Raw genomic sequence first — 18,636 nt, forward strand, 5'->3', positions numbered from 1 at the left:
TTTTACATTTTTAAAGCTTGATTATATGATAGAGAAATGCAGTTACATTTGAGTTACAGAAAGAAAAAAGCAACCCTAATTTTTAAGGCTGCTCCATCGAATGGATTCGTTCTGATTCAATAATCATTTGGTACATGTGCTTGGTCGGCTCTAGAGGGGTTACACCTAGTTCCTCTTCTAGTACTTCTGTACATTTTTTGTACCATCGCATCGCTTGGGGCCGATTATTTTTTCGATAATAACAGTACATCAATAAACGGTAAGCTTCTTCCCAGGTACGGTCACGATTCAAGATTTTTTCACACCAATTGATGGCGGCGTCATATTTTTCCGTTCGCACCATACCTTGAGCCATTTTCTCCGCACCTCGTAAAAAAAAGACTGCCATACTCTCTCTTTTACTTATACACCAATCATCATAGCGTCGATCAGGTAAATAATCACCATGATAGAATGCTAATCCCCTTTCTAAAAAAGAAATAACCTTGTCAGGATTGTTCTCATTTAAACCAGCCTCAATCCATTCCTTAAATGGTGTGGTATCCATCTCAATGACTGCATTCGGGTTTAATCCATAAAACATCCCTTCTCTTATAATAAAAAAGGGTGCTGCCCGAGCCTTGCGGTGTGGTTCAAGGACATGATGAAGGCAATTAAGCGCAACTTTAAAATCACGGTCCGCGCTTTTTTTATCCTGACTAGGCCAAAGAATGCTAATGATTTCATCCTTCGCCATTAATTCATTCACTGTAATCAGTAATTGAAAGAGCTCCTTTGCCTTTTCTCTCTGCCACTCTCTTTCGGACACCTCTTTTTCACCAAGCCATAGTTTAAACTGCCCCAAGGTCTGAACGCGCAGGGAATATCCCGGGTGGGAATCATAAGTGGTTATCCCCATATCCTGCAAAATTTTTCGAACAAAGGATGGCTGAATCTCTTTTTTCATACATTCAATTAAGAGCGGCACATAAATCTGTAAGTCTCTAGGTCCAAATACAGATCTTTTATGAAATAAGAATTCATAATCATACATTTGCACAAGCTTTAAAAAATGACTAATCGCAGCTTTAAACATCTCCTCCTGTTTTCCTAGGTAATAATGATAGGCCAGCCAAAATTGGCTTAGTGTTTGTCCGTAACAGTCCTCACATTGCACAAAGAGCCCTTCCGCTTTTGTCAATAGCGATAGTGTCTTGGGATGCTGATCATTATATACACAAGTAATTCCCAGACAGAGCGTAATAAAGGCTGACAGCCAAACATCGTGAACCTTATCTGTTTCCTGCAATGCTCTCCTGCCTGTTTCCAATGCCCGTTCTAGTTCACCTCTTGTTCCGTACAGAATACTTAAGCCCATAAGAGGCTCTGCTTTTCCTCTATCCACACGGAGCTGGTCCATGATATCCAACGCGGTTTGATAGCAGCTCTCAGCCAAACTCACATCATATTTATTCAGTAACTGGACCGCATGCCCCATACGAATCCAGCCGCACGCTTCTACAAAAGGGGCTTTATTGCTTATTCCTTGCTGAATCCCCGCCTGAGCGAGTTCTTTTGCTTTAACACCTTCTCCAATAAAGGCTTCGATTAAAGAGAGTATTAAATCTGTTTCACGATGCGATTGTGGCAGTGAATGGATGGTAGAACCTTTTAACTCTTCTTTTTTCTGTAGAAGTACGTTCTTAGCCGCCGTAAACCGTCCCGTTCTTAAGTACAATCTTGCTTCTAAATGGGCATCAGGCTGGAATTGGTTTACTCCCTTTGCTTTTTGAATCCATTTCTCCGCCTCATGAGCTTTTCCCGAGTTTAGTAGATTCTCAGATAATAAATGATATAATTGCCCCTTTTCCGTTTCTGCTCCCCTGCATTTTTCCCGCTGGTATATCGCTTCATATAATAGTTCTTCAGCTTGATGAGGCTGAATCGTATCGAGGAATATCCTGGCTTTTCCTTCAAGTGCCATGCTCATCCCAAGGTGATCCTTGTTCCTCTTGGCACCAGCAAAGGCCTTCTCATAACATTCCTCTGCTTCTTGATAGTTCGAACGATAGCGGAGGACTTCTGCTTTTAAATACCACAGCTGATAATAGATCTCCATTTCCGTTTCTGAAAGGATTCTTAACTGATCGTACAAGCTTTTCAGCTTTCCATTTTCAAGCATCCTTAAACCGATGTCTTGTAAAATCGAACTAATCGCTTTTAAGTGATTGATTTTATTATAATGATGAAGGGCTTTTTCCCATCGTTGATGTTTTTCATAATAACGGGCACAGCGCTCATGCAAAGCCGTATAGGAAGCTGGATTATTTTTTTGAAAGGTATCTTCCAGAAACTCCTTGAATAAGGCGTGATAGCGATATTGATTTATTCCAACCTTCTGAATAAATAAATTTCGGTCTTTCAGCTGCTCAAGAATACTAGAGGCCCCGTGGAAACCGATCACTTCATCACATATTTGTTCATCAATTTCTTCAAAAATGGACGTTTGTTCAAGAAACTGTTGAATCAGTGGCGGCTGTTTCGAAAAGACTTCCATAATTAGATATTGAAAAAAGTCTTGGAGCGATTGAGAGGAGTGTTGTAATATTTCGGTTATGTCCGTTTGTAATGGTATTTGCGCGGCAATCATGCAGAGGGCAATAATCCACCCCTCTGTTATGTCATAAATTGATTGTAGATCCTTTTGGTCTATCTCTAATCCATAAAGATCCGTTAATAATAATTCCATTTCATCCATTGTCAACACTAGGTCTTCCCTAGTTATTTCTAATAATTGACCGCATACCTTCATTTTTGTTAAATGGCTCCAGCCTGGACGGCTGCGGCTCGAAATAACAATATGTAAATTAGCGGGAATGTGTGCAAGCAGTCTTTCCATCCATGTATTAATCGTATAGGAATGTTCAATTTGATGGAAATCGTCAAGAATCAACGTGATCTCGGTCTTACACATGAGAATATCATTAATAAAAAGCGAACATAAAATGTTTAATTCCTCATCGCGTATATAACGATTCATGTTATCAAGAACAACCGACAACTCTTTTCCAAACGAAGGGTCCACTTGTTGAATCGTTTGAACCAGATGGGAGAGGAAGGTGAGGATATCATCATCCAAAGATGAGATCGAGTACCAGCATCCTGGTATTTTTTCATCCCGCAAAAATAAAGCAAGCGCCGTACTTTTTCCAAAACCCGCACCGGAATGGATAATGGTCAAAGGATACTCAGAAATCGTTTTCAATTTTCGAGTAAGTTTTGCCCTTCTGATAAACTCATCCTTTACCACCGGAATTCGTAGTTTTGATTGAATAATCGGCTGCTTCATAAGATCCCCCTTCCCTTTTTTTATCATATTTACACTATTTTACCATATTCTAGTGTAATCTTGGAAACTACTTTTGAGAGGTAGCTACTGGTTTATTCTTCCACATACATCATTTTTCTAGTCATCCCGCCATCGACGACTAAATTAATCCCTGTTACAAAATCATTGTAGGGATCGGTCAAATAAAGACAGGCACGAGCAATATCACTTGGTTTTCCTACACGTCTTGATAGATGCTGTTCATGGTCAGCCTGAGAAAGTTCCGCTTCATTTCCATTGTGGATCCAACCTGGTGAAATGGCATTAACGGTGATTCGATCTTGACTGAATGAGGCAGCAAGAGCATGTGTAATCGCGACGATTCCGCCCTTTGAGGCCCCATATGCTTCCGAGTTAGGCTCTGACATTAACGCACGAGTGGACGCCAAGTTTACAATCGCTCCACCTGTTGAATTTTTACGCATATATCGTGCCGCCTCTCGTGAGCAAAGAAATACACTGCGTAAATTCGTGTTAAGGACATCATCCCACTCCTCTATCGTTAATTCATACGGAGATTTAAATACACCTTTCCCAGCATTATTAATGAGAACATCAATGCGCCCATAGGATTTTTGGGCGGCTTCAAAAAGACGGATAATGTCCTTCTCGATTCGGACATCTGTTTGGACATAAAGGATATCTCCACCCCATTGTTGAAATTCATCCTTTGTTTGGGTATTGATTTTGGCTTCTACATCCGCGATTACCACTTTTGCGCCCTTTTCAGCATAAGCTTTTGCCACTCCCAGTCCAATTCCTCTCGCTCCACCGGTTATCACAACCACTTTATTTAAAAAATCCACTTCATTACCTCCTTATAGAAACCGTTACCTTTTCTTTATAGCATAATCAGCAAAATAGAAACAAAGCTTTTTTTCGCAAATTGGATATTTTTCCCGAGTAATAAAACCTTCCAATCCGAAAAAACTACAAAAAAGTAAAGCTTAGAAAGGGGTCTGATTATGGTGGAAAAATGCTTCTACTGTACAGATGACATCGAGGAAAAACAATTTCATATCGTTCCATTTGTTACTATGAACGAAGAAAGAGATGAAACACTATGTAATGATTGCTACAAGGAGTGGCTTGAGGGGATTAAGGGATAATTTCTTAATGATCATAAGAAATATCATGTACCTCTAAAGTCATAGTTACTGGAGTGTAGCAACATGTCCATTAAGAAAAAAATACCGTTGATCTTTTTTGTGCTTGTTTTGTTTATTTTAATAGTGAATAATACCTTTCATTATATTCGGTCAAAGAACCAACTTCTAGAAAATAATCAACGGGAAATATCGGTCATTACAAATGAAGTATCGTTCCAGGTTGAAAAAACGCGAGAGGGTTCACTATATGTTGAAAATATTCTAGGAAGAGACTTGAGAATTGCTTGTCTAACAATTGAACAAGCTCTTCCCGCAACCTATCAGCAGATCACTAATGATCAATTAAGGAAATTAGCAAGTGAGGTACGGGTATCACACATCACCCTATTAGCCAAAACGGCCAATGATATTATCGGTGTCCGTTCATCCGATCCCGAGGAAATTAATATGTCTACAAAGGGCTGGGGGTATTGGTATAAGGCGTACCAACAGTTATTCGCTCTAAAACCGGTCTCAGTAGGAAAAGGGTTAACGTTACCACACTATTGGTCTGGTCCAATTGAAATTGCGTCATCTGATCCTGATCATATTGATAAATGGGGCTATTATTATGATGGAACCACAAACTATATTATCAATCCTTATTTTCGTGATAAGGAAGTATTGGAGTTTGAAGAACGATTTGGACCAGGTAAAATCATTGAAGGCTATACAAAGGAACGTGGGATTCTAGAAATATCCGTTTTTAATCCTAAAAATTTCGGAAAAAAGAGTGAAGTGGTTCATTTAAACGGCAACAGCTATATACGAATTTCTGCAAGGCCTATTTGGTACGGTACATATAAATATCGCAATATTAACACAGATGCCGGTTATATAAAGAAGGCTGTTAACACCAAAAAGGTTCAATCCTACAATAAAAACTTGAATAAGAAAAGGGTGTTAAAAACCTTTGTTCCGGTCTTCCCGAAATCAGGACAGCCCTTTGTTATTGGACTTGTTTATAATTATGGTCTGATTCAACAGGAACTACGGCATGAGTTGTTTATGCATATTCTCCTCTCGCTTGGCATTATGCTAATCGTGTTCATCGTCAGTTTAATTTTTTCCCGTTCCATTACTCAGCCTATCGCTTATATTGCGGAACAAGTAAACGAGATTGCACAAGGAAATTTTGGGAAGCACTTCCACTTAAATCGAAAAGATGAATTAGGTCTTCTTACCGAAAATGTAAATGCAATGTCGACCGATTTACAACGATATGTGGAGGACTTACACCAAAGTAAAGCACTTATCGAATATCAAGCAAATCATGATCCCTTAACAGGATTTTTGAACAGAAGGTACCTGCAAGAAAATTTGAGCAGCATTATCTCCCAGGCGGATGAAAAGAGTAAAGGTGTCTCCGTTTTATTTTTGGACATGGATCGTTTTAAACAGGTAAATGACTCCTATGGGCACAACAAAGGGGACATACTTTTAAAAATCATCGCCGCGCGGATAAAAGATTGTGTTGATGAGAAAAACAGTCTATTAATTCGGCAGGGTGGAGATGAATTCATTATCGTACTTCGGCACCATAATCTAGAAGAGACGAAGACAATGACCGAAAGATTAATTGATACGCTTAAAAAACCCTACATAATGGATGGGAATGAAGTTTACCTCGGTGTCAGCATAGGAATCAGCCGTTATCCAGAACAAACAAACAATTGGAACACCTTGATTAGCTACGCTGATATGGCCATGTATAATGCCAAGAAGAACGGCGGAAATAAAGCGATTTTCTACTCAGAAAAATCTATGCACAGCGATTTTGATAGACCACGGCTTGAAGCCCATCTAAGAAGGGCGATTGAGAATAAAAAGATTGAAGTGTTTTATCAGCCGAAAATACAGGTCGATACGGGACTAGTTTTTGGTGCAGAAGCACTAGCGAGGTGGACAGACGAGGAATTCGGAAATGTTTCACCTGTCGTTTTTATCCCTATTGCGGAGGAAACAGGCTTTATCCAACCCCTATGGGAACTAGTCATGGAAAAGTCTTGTGAACAAATTAGTAAATGGAATCAATCTCGTTCACACCCTTTATCGGTCTCCGTCAACTTTTCAGCACGGCAGTTTCAAGAACCAGAATTAATGCTTAGGACTGTCAAGAAAATTCTTAAAGAGACCAAACTTTCACCAGAACATTTTGAAATAGAAATAACCGAGAGCATTTTATTAACGAATTCGGCAGAAATTGTAGAATCGCTTCAATCAATGCAAAATCAAGGGATTGCGATTTCAATTGATGATTTTGGAACAGGCTATTCTTCACTAAGTTACTTAAAAGATCTTCCTATTAATACCTTAAAAATTGATAAATGCTTTATTCAAAATATTAATGCGAGCTTCGAAAATACGGAAATACCTGAGGCCATTATTAATCTGGCCCGCGGTCTGCATTTGGATGTCATTGCAGAAGGCGTTGAAAAAGAGCATCAAAAAGAGTTTTTACTATCGAAAAATTGTGTCCTAATGCAAGGCTATTTATTTAGCAAACCTTTGAGCAGTGCTGAGTTTGAGAGGTTTCTTAGTGACTTTGAAAAGTAAGAAAAGCGCAAGCGCCTTGATTAGCCCCGACAAGCTTAAGACGCTCCCAAAAGGAAGGCGCTTTTTGCTTTCCTTTTGGGAGTAGCTTAAGACCTCGAGGGGCTAGGCGCTGGAGCTGGACAATTCTCAAAGTCAAAACATATGCATTCTTAGTATTCAACAAACGAGGGCAGCCCACTTCGCTGCCCTCGTTTGTTTTATTTGACTAATTCAACCACATTGCTGCCAGTATAATCAATTAATAGTTTTTTGGCTGTCATTGACGGAAAACCAGCTTCTAACGCCTTCACTAGGCCAGTCGCCTTGCCTTTTTCCGTAAAACAAATCATTGTCGGTCCTGCCCCGCTCAAGGCAGTCCCAAAAGCCCCATTCGCTTTAGCCGTTTGTTCAATTTCGTCATAACCATGAATAAGAGACTTTCGATATGGCTGATGGAAACGATCACTTTCCATCATTTTTCCGGCTAACTCCCAGTTATGGGATAATAAAGCCGCAACTAATAGATTAGCTGTAGAAGAAGCTTCAATCGCTTCCTGGCGAGTGTAGGAATTAGGCAAGACATCACGAGATGCCTTGGTTAATAAGATTTCTTGAGGGATTAACACCACTACCTCGATAGGCAGGTTTGTTAATGCAAGCATATCCACCTCATTTTCCTTGTAACAGCCAATCACAAGCCCCCCATAAATCGATGCTCCTACATTATCGGGATGACCTTCCCATTCTGTTGCAGAAATAAGCTTCTCATGTTTGGTTAACTGCAGTCCCCCAACAGTATCGGCAAGCTCAATCCCTGCGACAATCGCCGACGCACTTGAGCCAAGCCCTCTAGCTAATGGAATATTACTATCCACCTTGATTTTACAAGGAGGCAGCTCCACACCATAGTGAGCAGCTGTTTTAAGTGCTACCTGAACAATAAAATTGTCCTTCCCTGTTGGGAAGTCCTTTAGCTCCTCACACGTGGAGTAGCAGTGCCACTCTTTACTCTTCTCAATTTCTAATGTTAAATATAAATCCAATGCAAGCCCCATTGAGTCAAAACCGGGTCCTAGATTCGCTGTACTTGCAGGGACCTTAATCATGATGCGGTCATTGAGTCTCATAATGATTTCCTCACCACTCTGTATGCACTCTTTATTTCTTTTACTGCTGCCAAATCATTCAACTCTACTAAAATTTGATCGTAATTGGTTAACGAAGCCTTGTGTGTTACTAGCACAATTTCAGAAGTTTCATTTTTCTTGATTGGAAGCTGCAGGATTTTTTCAAAGCTTACACCGTATTTAGCAAAAATAGTCGTAATATCCGCGAATACGCCTACTTCATCCTGAACATGAATTCGTAAAAAGTATTTAGAAAACTTTTCTTGGTCTTCCTTAAGTCTTTTTGGATATTGCGGGGTAACCGCACTTCTGCCATTTACACCAAGCCTAAAATTCTTAATGACACCCACTAGGTCTGAGACAATCGAAGTCGCTGTTGGCAGGCTTCCTGCACCAGGACCATAGAACATCGTTTCGCCCACTGCTTCACCATATACATAAACCGCATTATATTCATTTTGCACTGATGCAAGAGGATGATTATTGGATAAAAAGGTTGGGGCAACACTTACTTCTACCTTTTCGCCTTCCCTATGGGCAAAACCAATTAATTTCATGGTATATCCTAGCTGTTTTCCGTAACGCAGGTCTTCTTCTGTAACGGAAGAAATTCCAGAGACTTTGACATCCTCGAGGTCAATATGCATCGAGAAGCCAAGTGTGGCAAGAATGGTCATTTTTCTTGCGGCATCTAGTCCTTCTACATCAGAAGTAGGGTCTGCTTCTGCAAAGCCTAGCTCTTGCGCTTCCTTCAAAACTTCCTCATATGAACGACCTTCATCGCTCATTTTCGTTAGAATATAATTGGTAGTACCATTGACAATCCCCATCATTTGCGTAATCCGGTCGGAGGCAAGACCATCAACCAAACCGCGTAAAATCGGAATACCGCCTGCCACACTTGCTTCATAATACAAATCGCAGCCATATTCTGACGCAACAGTTAAAAGTTCAGAGCCATGTAATGCCATTAAATCTTTATTGGCAGTGACGACATGCTTCCCTTGGCGAAGAGCTGTTATTAAGTAATCCTTTGTTTTACCAACTCCGCCCATTACCTCTATCACTACATCAATATCCTGATCAAAAAGAATATCTTCAGGATTAGACGTTAAAGAATTCGGATCCACATAAACCGGTCTGCTTTTATGTACATCTTGAACCAGAATTTTCTTGATGACTACCGGACAACCCACTTGATGGATTAGTTTATCCTGATGATTTTTAATAATTTTTACGACACCTGAACCGACGGTGCCTAAACCTAAAAGACCAATAGAGATTGCTTCCATGCTATTCCCTCCTACGCTGTCTATCTGAAGCGCACAATTGTTTTTCTATTGTAGACATTATATGATTCTCTTTATTTTTTTACAATAGATTTATTTTCCATTTCTTTTAATGTAACCGTTAAAAACACCGCTGTAAATGAATTATAGCAAACTTTTTAAATTTTTCAGAATTTTTTTGGTTTTAACTTTTTCCAGTCATTCCTGTTCGAAGTCTCTTGAAGAGAATAAAAAGGAACGGCGCCATTCCCTTTTTTATTAAACACTTTAATTTCAATTCCCCCCTTGACGGAATCTCAGTTTGCTTTTATACGCTATCGTAACATAGCAGACATAGTAATTTGAAGATATTGTCATTTTTCAAATAAAAAAGCCAATGAACAATCAATGTCAAGGCAGTGATTGTTCATTGGCAACATTTTCATAACCTAAATATCTAAACCTATGGAGATATATTTTACTTCTAAAAACTCCTCAATACCGTAATGTCCGCCTTCCCGACCAAGTCCGCTTTGTTTATATCCGCCAAATGGAGCTTGAACCACCGATGGCAAAGCATCATTTAAGCCGATAATTCCATATTCAAGCTGTTCAATAATTCTAAAAGAGCGGCTTAAATTTTCCGTATAGACATAAGCAGCCAAACCGTAGCAGGAGTGATTGGCCCGTTCAATTACTTCTTCTTCCGTTATAAACGTTGAAATCGGTGCGAGCGGTCCAAATATTTCATCTTTCATACAATCCATGTCATCATGTATTTGGGTTAAAATGGTCGGAGCATAGAAATACCCTTTTTCCTCCTCGGGTTTACCACCGCTATAGATCACCTTGCCGCCTTTTTTCACAGCATCATGGACCAATGATTCTACTTTTTTATAAGCGGATTTATCAATTAACGGACCGATATCTGTACCTTCTTCTAACCCATTGCCGACCTTAAGCGTTTCTAGCTCTGCTTGAAAAAGCTTAATAAATTCGTCCGCTACACTTTCCTGTACATAGACGCGATTGGTACAAATACAGGTTTGACCGGCATTGCGGAACTTTGATTGAACAAGACCCTTTGCTGCCTTTGCTAGGTTTGCATCATCCATTACGATAAATGGGGCATTTCCGCCAAGCTCAAGTGATACCTTTTTGACATTCTCTGCTGCCCCGCGCATTAAGGTTTTCCCGACTTCCGTTGAGCCAGTAAAAGTGATTTTCGTTACCCGCGAATCTTTTAACCAGACATCCCCAATTTCCGAAGATCGTCCCGTAATGACATTTAATACTCCTTTAGGGATGCCGGCTTCATGGGCCAGTTCGGCCAGCTTTAAAGCCGTTAATGGCGTTTGATTTGCTGGTTTTACAACCGCAGTGCATCCTGCTGCAAGGGCTGGGGCCACTTTCCTTGTAATCATCGCTGCCGGAAAATTCCACGGTGTAATAGCAGCAATTACCCCCACAGGCTCTTTTCTTACAAGGATTCGTTTATTAGGATGTGAGGCAGGAATGGTTTCGCCATAGACCCGTTTCCCCTCTTCCGCATACCAAGAGATAAAGCCGTTAGCATATGAAACCTCTCCTAATGCTTCGTTTAACGGTTTGCCTTGCTCGATCGTCATAATCCGCGCAATGTCTTCTTTATTTTTTTCAATCAGGTTATACCATTTCATTAAAAGCTGATAGCGTTCTTCTGCAGTCCGCTTCGACCAAGTTTTAAAAGCGGCATGGGCAGCATCCACAGCCCGTTCTGCTTCCGCGGCACCACCTGTTGGTACAGCACCAATAATTTCTTTTGTTGCGGGATTAATCACATCTGTAAAAACTTTATACTCTTCGCCTTCCCATTCACCATTTAAGTACATCGGATAGGTTTTTTGAAAGTGCTTTTTCGTTACATCCATTCTATTCTCCTCCAACTGATAAGGCAGGGTTATTTTTATAAACGGCTTCGATTGCTTCTTCAAGAATTTGTAATCCTTCCTCAAGCTGCTCATTAGTAATCGTTAATGGCATCAGGAGGCGGATGACATTGCTGTAGATTCCAGCGCTTAACAGCATGAGACCGCGACTGGCTGCAGCTTTAATAATTTTTCCAACGGTTTCTTTATCAGGCTCCTTCGACTGTCGATCCTTGACGATTTCCATTGCACACATGGCTCCTAAACCTCGAACATCGCCAATCCCCTCAAAACGAGTGGCAAGCAGCTGCATTTTTTCGATTACTCGCTCGCCTAAAATTCGAGCTCTGTCATTAAGTTGTTCACTTTCTATAATGTCTAAGACTGTTAAAGCAGCCCGGCATCCAAGCGGGCTTCCGGCGTAAGTACCGCCAATTTCCCCAATGTCAGCCGTATTCATGATTTCTGCCCTGCCAATAACCCCGCTGATAGGGACCCCAGCCCCCATTGATTTAGAGATGGTAATGATATCAGGAATTACATCAAAATGTTCAATGGCAAAGTATTTTCCCGTTCTTGCAAAACCTGTTTGAATTTCATCCGCAATAAACAATATTCCATACTGTGAACAGAGTTCTCTTACTCGCTTGACAAAGGCCTTATCCGGAATGATAAAGCCTCCTTCCCCCTGGACGGGCTCCATTACGACAGCGGCGAGCGTTTCCGGGGCGACCTCTGCCACTAAAAATTGTTCAAATTGATTTATGACCATGTCACTATATTGCTGTTCAGTCAACCCTTCTGGACGACGGTATACATATGGATACGGTGCCTTATATACTTCCGGAGCAAATGGTCCAAAGCCAAACTTATAAGGCTTGACCTTGCTTGTCATGGTCATCGTCATCAACGTTCTGCCATGAAATCCCCTTGAAAATGCAACGATGCCTTGACGTTTTGTGTATTTTCTAGCGATTTTAACCGCATTTTCTACAGCTTCCGCACCGCTATTGAAGAATGCCGCCTGTTTCTCAAAATCACCAGTAGCAAGCTTACATAGCCGCTCTGCTAAAGTTATATAGGATTCATACATCATGACATTAAAACCAGTGTGGATAAATTGGCTTGCTTGTTCCTGTAGAGCACTCACTACGCTTGGATGGGAATGACCAACATTAATCGATCCAATTGCACCAGCAAAATCAATGTAGTGGTTACCGTCCACATCTTCAACAAGTGCTCCTTGTGCTTTTTTTACAAAGGACTGGCAATTATTGCTGATTCCTTTTGGGACATATTTATTTCTTCGTTCCAAAATTTCCCGCGATTTAGGTCCTGGTATTTCGGTTTGGAGCTTCACAAATTTTCTTTCCAATTTCGTACTCCCCCTTTTATTAAAAACGACTAAATATTTACCGCTTTCAACATATATGGCATAGATATTACTATCTATATGTTCCATATGACGTTTATTTAGGATTAAATTGGATTTGTAGGTATAATTTCTATTGCCGGAAAGAAAATTCCTCCTTTTAGGAATATAAAAAAAGCAGTGAAATCCCATTTACTGAATGAATTTCACTGCTTTTATGTGTATATCAAATATTTTCATTGAAGATACTAATCATCGAGCAAATACATGATTTCCAATTCTAACTGTTACAGGACGTGATGCAACCCAAGAGCTTGTGGATGTTTTAGGATTGTAAAAGAATAAAGATCCGTTTCCTTTTCCAGTTAAAGCGATGGCTTCATTTACTGCTCTTTTAGATGCCGCATCAGCTGGCTGATTAATCTGTCCGTTTTCGACTGGTGTAAAGGCATAATGACCATTCGCAACTTGATAGATTACACCTCGCACTGTATTAGGAAAATCTGCACTTCTGACTCTATTAATAATAACTGTCGCAACCGCTACTTTTCCTGCATACGGTTCGCCCACAGCTTCTGCATGAACTAAACGAGCCATTAAGTCTTTTTCTGCAGCCGTGTACGGAGAGTTTGGTAATGTCATAGCTTGACCGGCAATAAGTGCCTTGCTATTATTTGCATTCATTACATTAGATACAGGAAGACCAAAACCTTTTGCGATATTCCAATATGTTTCACCATTTTGAATAGTATGTGTAGTTGCTGCCTCTGTTTGATTAGTTAATGTAAATGCTGAAATAGATACCAATAATCCAGCGGCTACTATTAGTTTTTTTAATTTTTTCATGTATATGACCTCCTAGTAGTCGTTCGCTTGTCTACTATTAGGCTATCAGATGTAATATATCTGTTCATGGTCCAAAACTTGGTAATTTAATAGAAATGCTTTCAACCTTTGCTATTAAACAACTACACTAGATAAAGTTAAATTTATCCACCTCTTTAAAAATTGAAGTAAAATCCATCAGAGGAAAAATAGTGTTCCATTTTTACAAAAGATTTCAGTCTGTAACATTCAAAATGGGGTTAAGAACACATCTTTCATTGAAAAACTTCACAAAATTGCCACCAGATCAGTTAAAAATGGTAGGATTTTCTTTTCAACTTTGGTAATAATAAAAGGGAAAGATATTGAAGGAGGAGATATCGTGGAAAATCAGTTAGTACAAGTTCTAAATAAACAAATCGCCAATTGGTCTGTTTTGTATATGAAGTTACATAACTATCATTGGTATGTAAAAGGGGATCAATTCTTTACCCTGCATGCCAAATTTGAAGAATTCTATAATGAAGCAGGACTTCATGTCGATGAATTAGCTGAACGATTACTAGCGATTGGCGGGAATCCTGTAGCTACTATGAAAGAATGTCTCGAACTTTCATCCGTCCGTGAAGCATCTGGCAGTGAAGCGGCTAGTGAAATGGTCCAGTCGATTATCAATGATTTCTCCATTATTATTGGAGAATTAAAAGAAGGCATGAGCCTTGCTGGAGAATTAGATGATGAAACAACCGGCGACATGCTGCTGGCAATTCACTCCGGATTAGAAAAGCACGTATGGATGTTAACTGCATTCCTCGGTAAATCTATTTAAACCTTAGCTAAGTTAAACGATACTGTTGTTTTTTACTCTGTTGATTGGAGCGGAAGGCGCTCGACTCCTCGAAAATGCTATCGCATTTTCTTCGTGCGTGGGCGAATTCGAGGAAGAATTTCAATGTCCTGTGGGAGTAGACCCCACAGGAGCTTCAGCGAGGCCACTGAAAAAGTCTGCGAAATTTAATGCGAAACTAATTCCTGAAAATTCCATCTCCACTTCCAGTTTATAATTAGTGGTAAAATAGACTGAATTCCCCCACTTTGATATTGGAAAACGGTGATATTTTGGGATTAGGTTTTTCGGAAATTTCATTATTAAACAGAAAAGAACTTTTTCAGTGCCCTCAGCTTCAGCGCCGAGGAGGCTCCCCGGCACGCCCGCGGGTAGCTTAACGCCTGGAGCGAAAATCAACAGCCAAATTTAACAGAGCCTAAACCTTTTTTGTCCAACACATGGTTGTTGGACTTTTCTTTTTCATCCCCTATTGTCAGAATCTGTCGTAAACTGTACAATTTTAAAATAACATTTATCCAATTTAAGGATTTACTGGGGGAATATCCATGAGACCTATCATTCTTTTTGTTCTTTCTGCACTAATACTTAGTGCATGCACTTCAAAAACCAATACCCAAAACTCGAAAGTGGAAAAAGCAGCAACAGTAGATAAAGGTACTAGTAATCAGGCAGCGAAACCTACAGAAAAGGTTGTTTCTAACCCATTAAAAGAAACAACTACTACAAAGAACAATAATGCTGAACAAGTCCAACAAGGTGCAACAAAGCCAGAACAACAAGAAACAACAAAACAAGAACCACAAGCATCCACGAAGCAAGAGGCCCAACCAAAAGTAGTACAACAAACTACAACTAACCAGCTAACCCATGAGCAGGCGGTACAGCTTGTCAAAGCACATCTAAATATACAATCCAATTCTAAGGTAAAAGCCGTCTATAAATATGATGCAGAAAATGGCGATTACATCATCCAAGTTTATGAATTTGTGGTAGATAATCCAAGTACCGGTGAAGGTCATACAGCTACACGAGGCTGGTATGGTGTGAACAAACAGACAAAAGTTATTTATGATGCTATGAAGTAAGAAAAGCGTAAGGCGCTTAGCTTTAGGCGACAAGCACAAGAGAAGCCGGCCGAAAGGTTGTTCTTTAACCTTTTGGACGGATTGATCTAAATGTGAAGGCGACTGTTCTGGGACTCTAGGCTAAGACGTACCCTGTAAGAAGGCGTTCTTTGCCTTCTTCAGGGAGTGGCTTATGACTTAAGTCCCAAGGGGCCCCAACTGGATAAGCTTGTGACCTCGAGCCGATGGCGCCTGGAGCTGGACAATTCTTAAAGTCTAATTATACCTTCTTATCTTTTAACAAAAGGCTGACTCTAATGAGCCAGCCTTTTTCTGTGATATCCTTAATCATTACTCCCATTCATAAATGGCGGTCTTGGATGGGTCCTTCTCCGCCTGCGAGCGGGGATTCCTCTTGCCTGCAAAAGGGTAAATGCCCCCCCGCCAATCATCATCATGACCCCTGCTGTTTGATTCTGTAACATAATCTGCGTACCCGATATGAATACACCAGTACCAAATACAGACAGAACGATTTTTCTTGTTTGTGTGTTCTGCTGTTGGAGAATTCTTTTTTCAAACGATTTTGATGGCTGGATTCGAATATCTCCGGATTCAAACTGATCCACTAGAGTAAATACTTTACGGGCAGCCGGAATAACTTGAAAGAATGTGTTTTTGACTTGATCGATAACTGTATCTTTTGCTGGATTTGCACTAGGGTTCCCCAAAATGTCTTCTACATATGGTTTCGTATTTGCGACGATATCAAACTCCTTATCCAAGCCATTTCATATACTAAAAACAGTCATAATAGCCTTGCCTAAAAAGGTCATCCGTGAAGGAATTTGAAATGGCTGTTCGTAAAGAAACTCCCGTAACTCTTCAAGAAAACGTTCATTATTAATCCTTTCAAAATTAAAACTCCCGTCCGAAAAACTGGAGATAATGACTTTTACATTCTTTGCTAAGAGTGATTTATCTGCCGTTTTTCTTAAAAAGCCGAGTTCATGAAAGGCCTCTACAATCCCTCCGGCATCCTTTAGATAAATTGACATAGCCAGCTTCACCATATTTTCCTTCATGTGATTCGAGATGGACCCAACCATGCCAAAATCAATATAAACAAGCGTTCCATCCTCTTTCACTAATAGGTTTCCCGGATGAGGATCGGCATGAAATACCCCATCTTCTAGTAATTGCTTTAAATAAGACAAATACAAAATCGATGCTAATTTCTTTTTATTGATGGAAGCTTGCCCCTTTAGAACAACTTCATTTATTTTGATCCCTTCAATAAACTCCATTACAAGCACCTTACTGGTGGTTAGCTCCCAATATACCTTCGGTGTTGCCACACCAGGAAACTCATCGAACGATTCTTTAAAAACTTCCAGATTTTTGCCCTCTGTCAGATAATTTAGTTCCTCCGTAATCACTTCCTCAAACTCTTGATAGACATCCTTTAAGTCTACAAATTGGCCAACCTTTGTGAAGCGGCTGGCAAGAGAAGTCAATACCTTTAATGTTGACAGGTCAAGTGCTACGATGGTTTCAATACCAGGACGCATTACCTTTACGGCAACGTCTTCTCCTGTTTTTAACACGGCCCGATGTACTTGTCCAAGAGAGGCTGCTGCAACTGGTTCCTGATTAAAAGAAGTAAATAAATTAGCTATTTTTCCAGACAATTCTTCCTCAATTCGGCTGACAGCCAATTCAGTGGGCACGGGTGCCACTGAATCCTGAAGCTGTGAAAGGATATCTGTATACTCTTTTGGTAATATATCCACCCTGGAACTGACAAACTGACCTAGTTTAATAATTAACCCGCCCTTTTCGACGGCTGCTCTAGCAAATTTGGCTGCCTGTGACGTATAGACGGCCTTATATTTTTTAGATGCTGTTTCTTTATGTAAAAATCTTTTTGTTTTCCCCAGCCACCAAAATTGAATAAAAAATCCAACGAACATAAAAAAAGTTGTCCGAAATCTCTTGTTGAACAGTAAGCGCATCATTTCACGCATTCTTGTCCTCCCCTTTCTACTAAAAGCCCCACGGGACAAGCCTGCGTGGTTATCTGATGTCTCATGATTGAAAAATCCTATTCTTCTTTATTCTCTTCTTCCACTTCCGTCTCGGTCTTTTCAAAAATCTCTCTTGCAATTTTTTCAAATCGCTTGGACTTGTTAAAAAAGAAATTAGCAAACTTATTCATTATTTCTGATTTTACTAGAATAACAGTCCCTTTCCTGGCATCACCAAAGACAACAAATTTCTCCCCTGATTGGATGCCCAATTCCTCTCTCGCTTCAGCGGGTATTACCACCTGACCTCTTTCACCCATACTAGTAGTTCCAAAAATTTTCCCGTGATTCATGATTATCACTCACCTTTCTCTTGTAGGATATATCATACTTTTCATACCAACCATACATGTCACTAAAAATACATATGGCGATTTTATGGCATAAAGAAAACTCGCCAATTGGCGAGCTCCGTAAGAGGCGGTTCATGAAGCGTTGTTGCACTTATGCCTGATAGAAAAGTTTAATTTCATATTGGTCATTGGTCAAAGTTTTCGGGTGCTTTCATATTTAAAGACACAAGTATTGACGGATGGATCGAGTGGGGCCGCACTTATCGGTTGGGGGATCGGGTTAAGAACCCGATCTGATAAATAGACGGAAAAATTCCGCTTAATTAGGAATTATTATTAAAAAAAGCTGAAATAGACGGAGAGATTCCGCCTATTGACTCGTGAAAATGCAAAAATAGGGAATTTTGCTTTGCATAAGCGGAAATCCTCCGCTTATTTACCCCCTAAACGAGCTTCATGCTACATTTAACCGGAAAATCTCCGCTTATTTCACTTTCGCGAGTTACTCGATTAAGGACAAGACATCTTATTTAAAAGGGACTTAGGGAAATATGGAATTTTTACGCAGTCTATGCACTTGTCCCTTTCCATTTACCTGTATCTTTCATAATTTATACTACTAGGATGTAGGAGGTGGATATTAATGAGCGACGGCAGACACAACAACTTTGCGCTAATCGTTGTTTTGTTTATTCTTTTAATCATCGTTGGTGCATCTTGGATGTACTAATTGATTAAAACCATCTTTGTTGCAAAAAAAGGGGTGAAAAACGTTAAGTTTTTCGCCCCTTTT

At 40.0% G+C, this 18,636-nt stretch carries 15 protein-coding genes; 5 read left to right on the plus strand and 10 right to left on the minus strand.

Features of this window, described 5'->3' with window-relative positions:
- Window positions 1-82 precede the first annotated feature (82 nt).
- Window positions 83-3,328, minus strand: coding sequence for a winged helix-turn-helix domain-containing protein (locus tag JOC76_RS24695; RefSeq protein WP_205181436.1), 3,246 nt, complete (start codon window positions 3,326-3,328; stop codon window positions 83-85).
- 92 nt (window positions 3,329-3,420) lie between these two features.
- Entirely contained in the window at window positions 3,421-4,173 is a 753-nt protein-coding gene (locus JOC76_RS24700) for an SDR family NAD(P)-dependent oxidoreductase (RefSeq protein ID WP_205181437.1), read from the minus strand.
- A 159-nt stretch (window positions 4,174-4,332) separates the two neighbouring features.
- Between JOC76_RS24700 and JOC76_RS24705 the strand changes: the two genes are divergently transcribed.
- Both JOC76_RS24705 and JOC76_RS24710 read left to right on the plus strand, forming a co-directional pair.
- Window positions 4,333-4,476 carry a hypothetical protein gene (locus JOC76_RS24705; protein WP_205181438.1) on the plus strand — a complete coding sequence of 48 codons (144 nt, stop codon included), beginning with the start codon at window positions 4,333-4,335 and terminating at the stop codon, window positions 4,474-4,476.
- A gap of 63 nt (window positions 4,477-4,539) precedes the next feature.
- Window positions 4,540-7,071, plus strand: a complete 2,532-nt coding sequence (locus JOC76_RS24710) for a putative bifunctional diguanylate cyclase/phosphodiesterase (RefSeq protein ID WP_205181439.1) — start codon at window positions 4,540-4,542, stop codon at window positions 7,069-7,071.
- Between the two features lie 197 nt (window positions 7,072-7,268).
- Here JOC76_RS24710 and thrB read toward each other — a convergent pair whose 3' ends face one another.
- The 5 genes from thrB to JOC76_RS24735 all read right to left on the minus strand — a co-directional run bounded on the left by thrB (window position 7,269) and on the right by JOC76_RS24735 (window position 13,570).
- The gene (thrB, locus tag JOC76_RS24715) at window positions 7,269-8,177 is read right to left on the minus strand and encodes a homoserine kinase (protein WP_205181440.1); all 909 of its coding nucleotides are present in this window, start codon (window positions 8,175-8,177) and stop codon (window positions 7,269-7,271) included.
- Entirely contained in the window at window positions 8,174-9,469 is a 1,296-nt protein-coding gene (locus JOC76_RS24720; RefSeq protein WP_205181441.1) for a homoserine dehydrogenase, read from the minus strand. The genes thrB and JOC76_RS24720 overlap by 4 nt, the downstream gene beginning before the upstream one ends.
- Window positions 9,470-9,894: 425 nt before the next feature.
- Window positions 9,895-11,316, minus strand: a complete 1,422-nt coding sequence (locus JOC76_RS24725) for an NAD-dependent succinate-semialdehyde dehydrogenase (RefSeq protein ID WP_275591411.1) — start codon at window positions 11,314-11,316, stop codon at window positions 9,895-9,897.
- A 40-nt stretch (window positions 11,317-11,356) separates the two neighbouring features.
- On the minus strand, window positions 11,357-12,727 hold the full coding sequence (gene gabT, locus JOC76_RS24730; RefSeq protein ID WP_239557954.1) for a 4-aminobutyrate--2-oxoglutarate transaminase: 1,371 nt from the start codon (window positions 12,725-12,727) through the stop codon (window positions 11,357-11,359).
- Window positions 12,728-12,976: 249 nt separating this feature from the next.
- Window positions 12,977-13,570, minus strand: a complete 594-nt coding sequence (locus JOC76_RS24735) for a cell wall hydrolase (protein ID WP_205181444.1) — start codon at window positions 13,568-13,570, stop codon at window positions 12,977-12,979.
- 361 nt (window positions 13,571-13,931) lie between these two features.
- On the opposite strand from JOC76_RS24735, the gene JOC76_RS24740 reads away from it, so the two are divergent.
- Window positions 13,932-14,378: a Dps family protein gene (locus JOC76_RS24740; RefSeq protein ID WP_205181445.1), complete on the plus strand. Its 447-nt coding sequence runs from the start codon at window positions 13,932-13,934 to the stop codon at window positions 14,376-14,378.
- A 566-nt stretch (window positions 14,379-14,944) separates the two neighbouring features.
- A complete protein-coding gene (locus JOC76_RS24745) occupies window positions 14,945-15,484 on the plus strand; it encodes a hypothetical protein (protein WP_205181446.1) in 540 nt (179 codons plus the stop codon).
- Window positions 15,485-15,807: 323 nt separating this feature from the next.
- Here JOC76_RS24745 and JOC76_RS24750 read toward each other — a convergent pair whose 3' ends face one another.
- From JOC76_RS24750 to JOC76_RS24760, 3 genes are all read right to left on the minus strand, one after another.
- On the minus strand, window positions 15,808-16,248 hold the full coding sequence (locus JOC76_RS24750) for a hypothetical protein (protein ID WP_205181447.1): 441 nt from the start codon (window positions 16,246-16,248) through the stop codon (window positions 15,808-15,810).
- Window positions 16,249-16,254: 6 nt separating this feature from the next.
- Window positions 16,255-17,490, minus strand: a complete 1,236-nt coding sequence (locus JOC76_RS24755) for an ABC1 kinase family protein (protein ID WP_205181448.1) — start codon at window positions 17,488-17,490, stop codon at window positions 16,255-16,257.
- Window positions 17,491-17,567: 77 nt separating this feature from the next.
- The gene (locus JOC76_RS24760; protein WP_239557955.1) at window positions 17,568-17,843 is read right to left on the minus strand and encodes an AbrB/MazE/SpoVT family DNA-binding domain-containing protein; all 276 of its coding nucleotides are present in this window, start codon (window positions 17,841-17,843) and stop codon (window positions 17,568-17,570) included.
- A 643-nt stretch (window positions 17,844-18,486) separates the two neighbouring features.
- On the opposite strand from JOC76_RS24760, the gene JOC76_RS24765 reads away from it, so the two are divergent.
- Window positions 18,487-18,573, plus strand: coding sequence for a YjcZ family sporulation protein (locus JOC76_RS24765; RefSeq protein WP_205181514.1), 87 nt, complete (start codon window positions 18,487-18,489; stop codon window positions 18,571-18,573).
- Window positions 18,574-18,636 lie beyond the last annotated feature (63 nt).

Origin of the sequence: Neobacillus cucumis, from assembly GCF_016908975.1 — a bacterium.
GTDB classification, from domain to species: Bacteria; Bacillota; Bacilli; order Bacillales; family Cytobacillaceae; genus Neobacillus; species Neobacillus cucumis.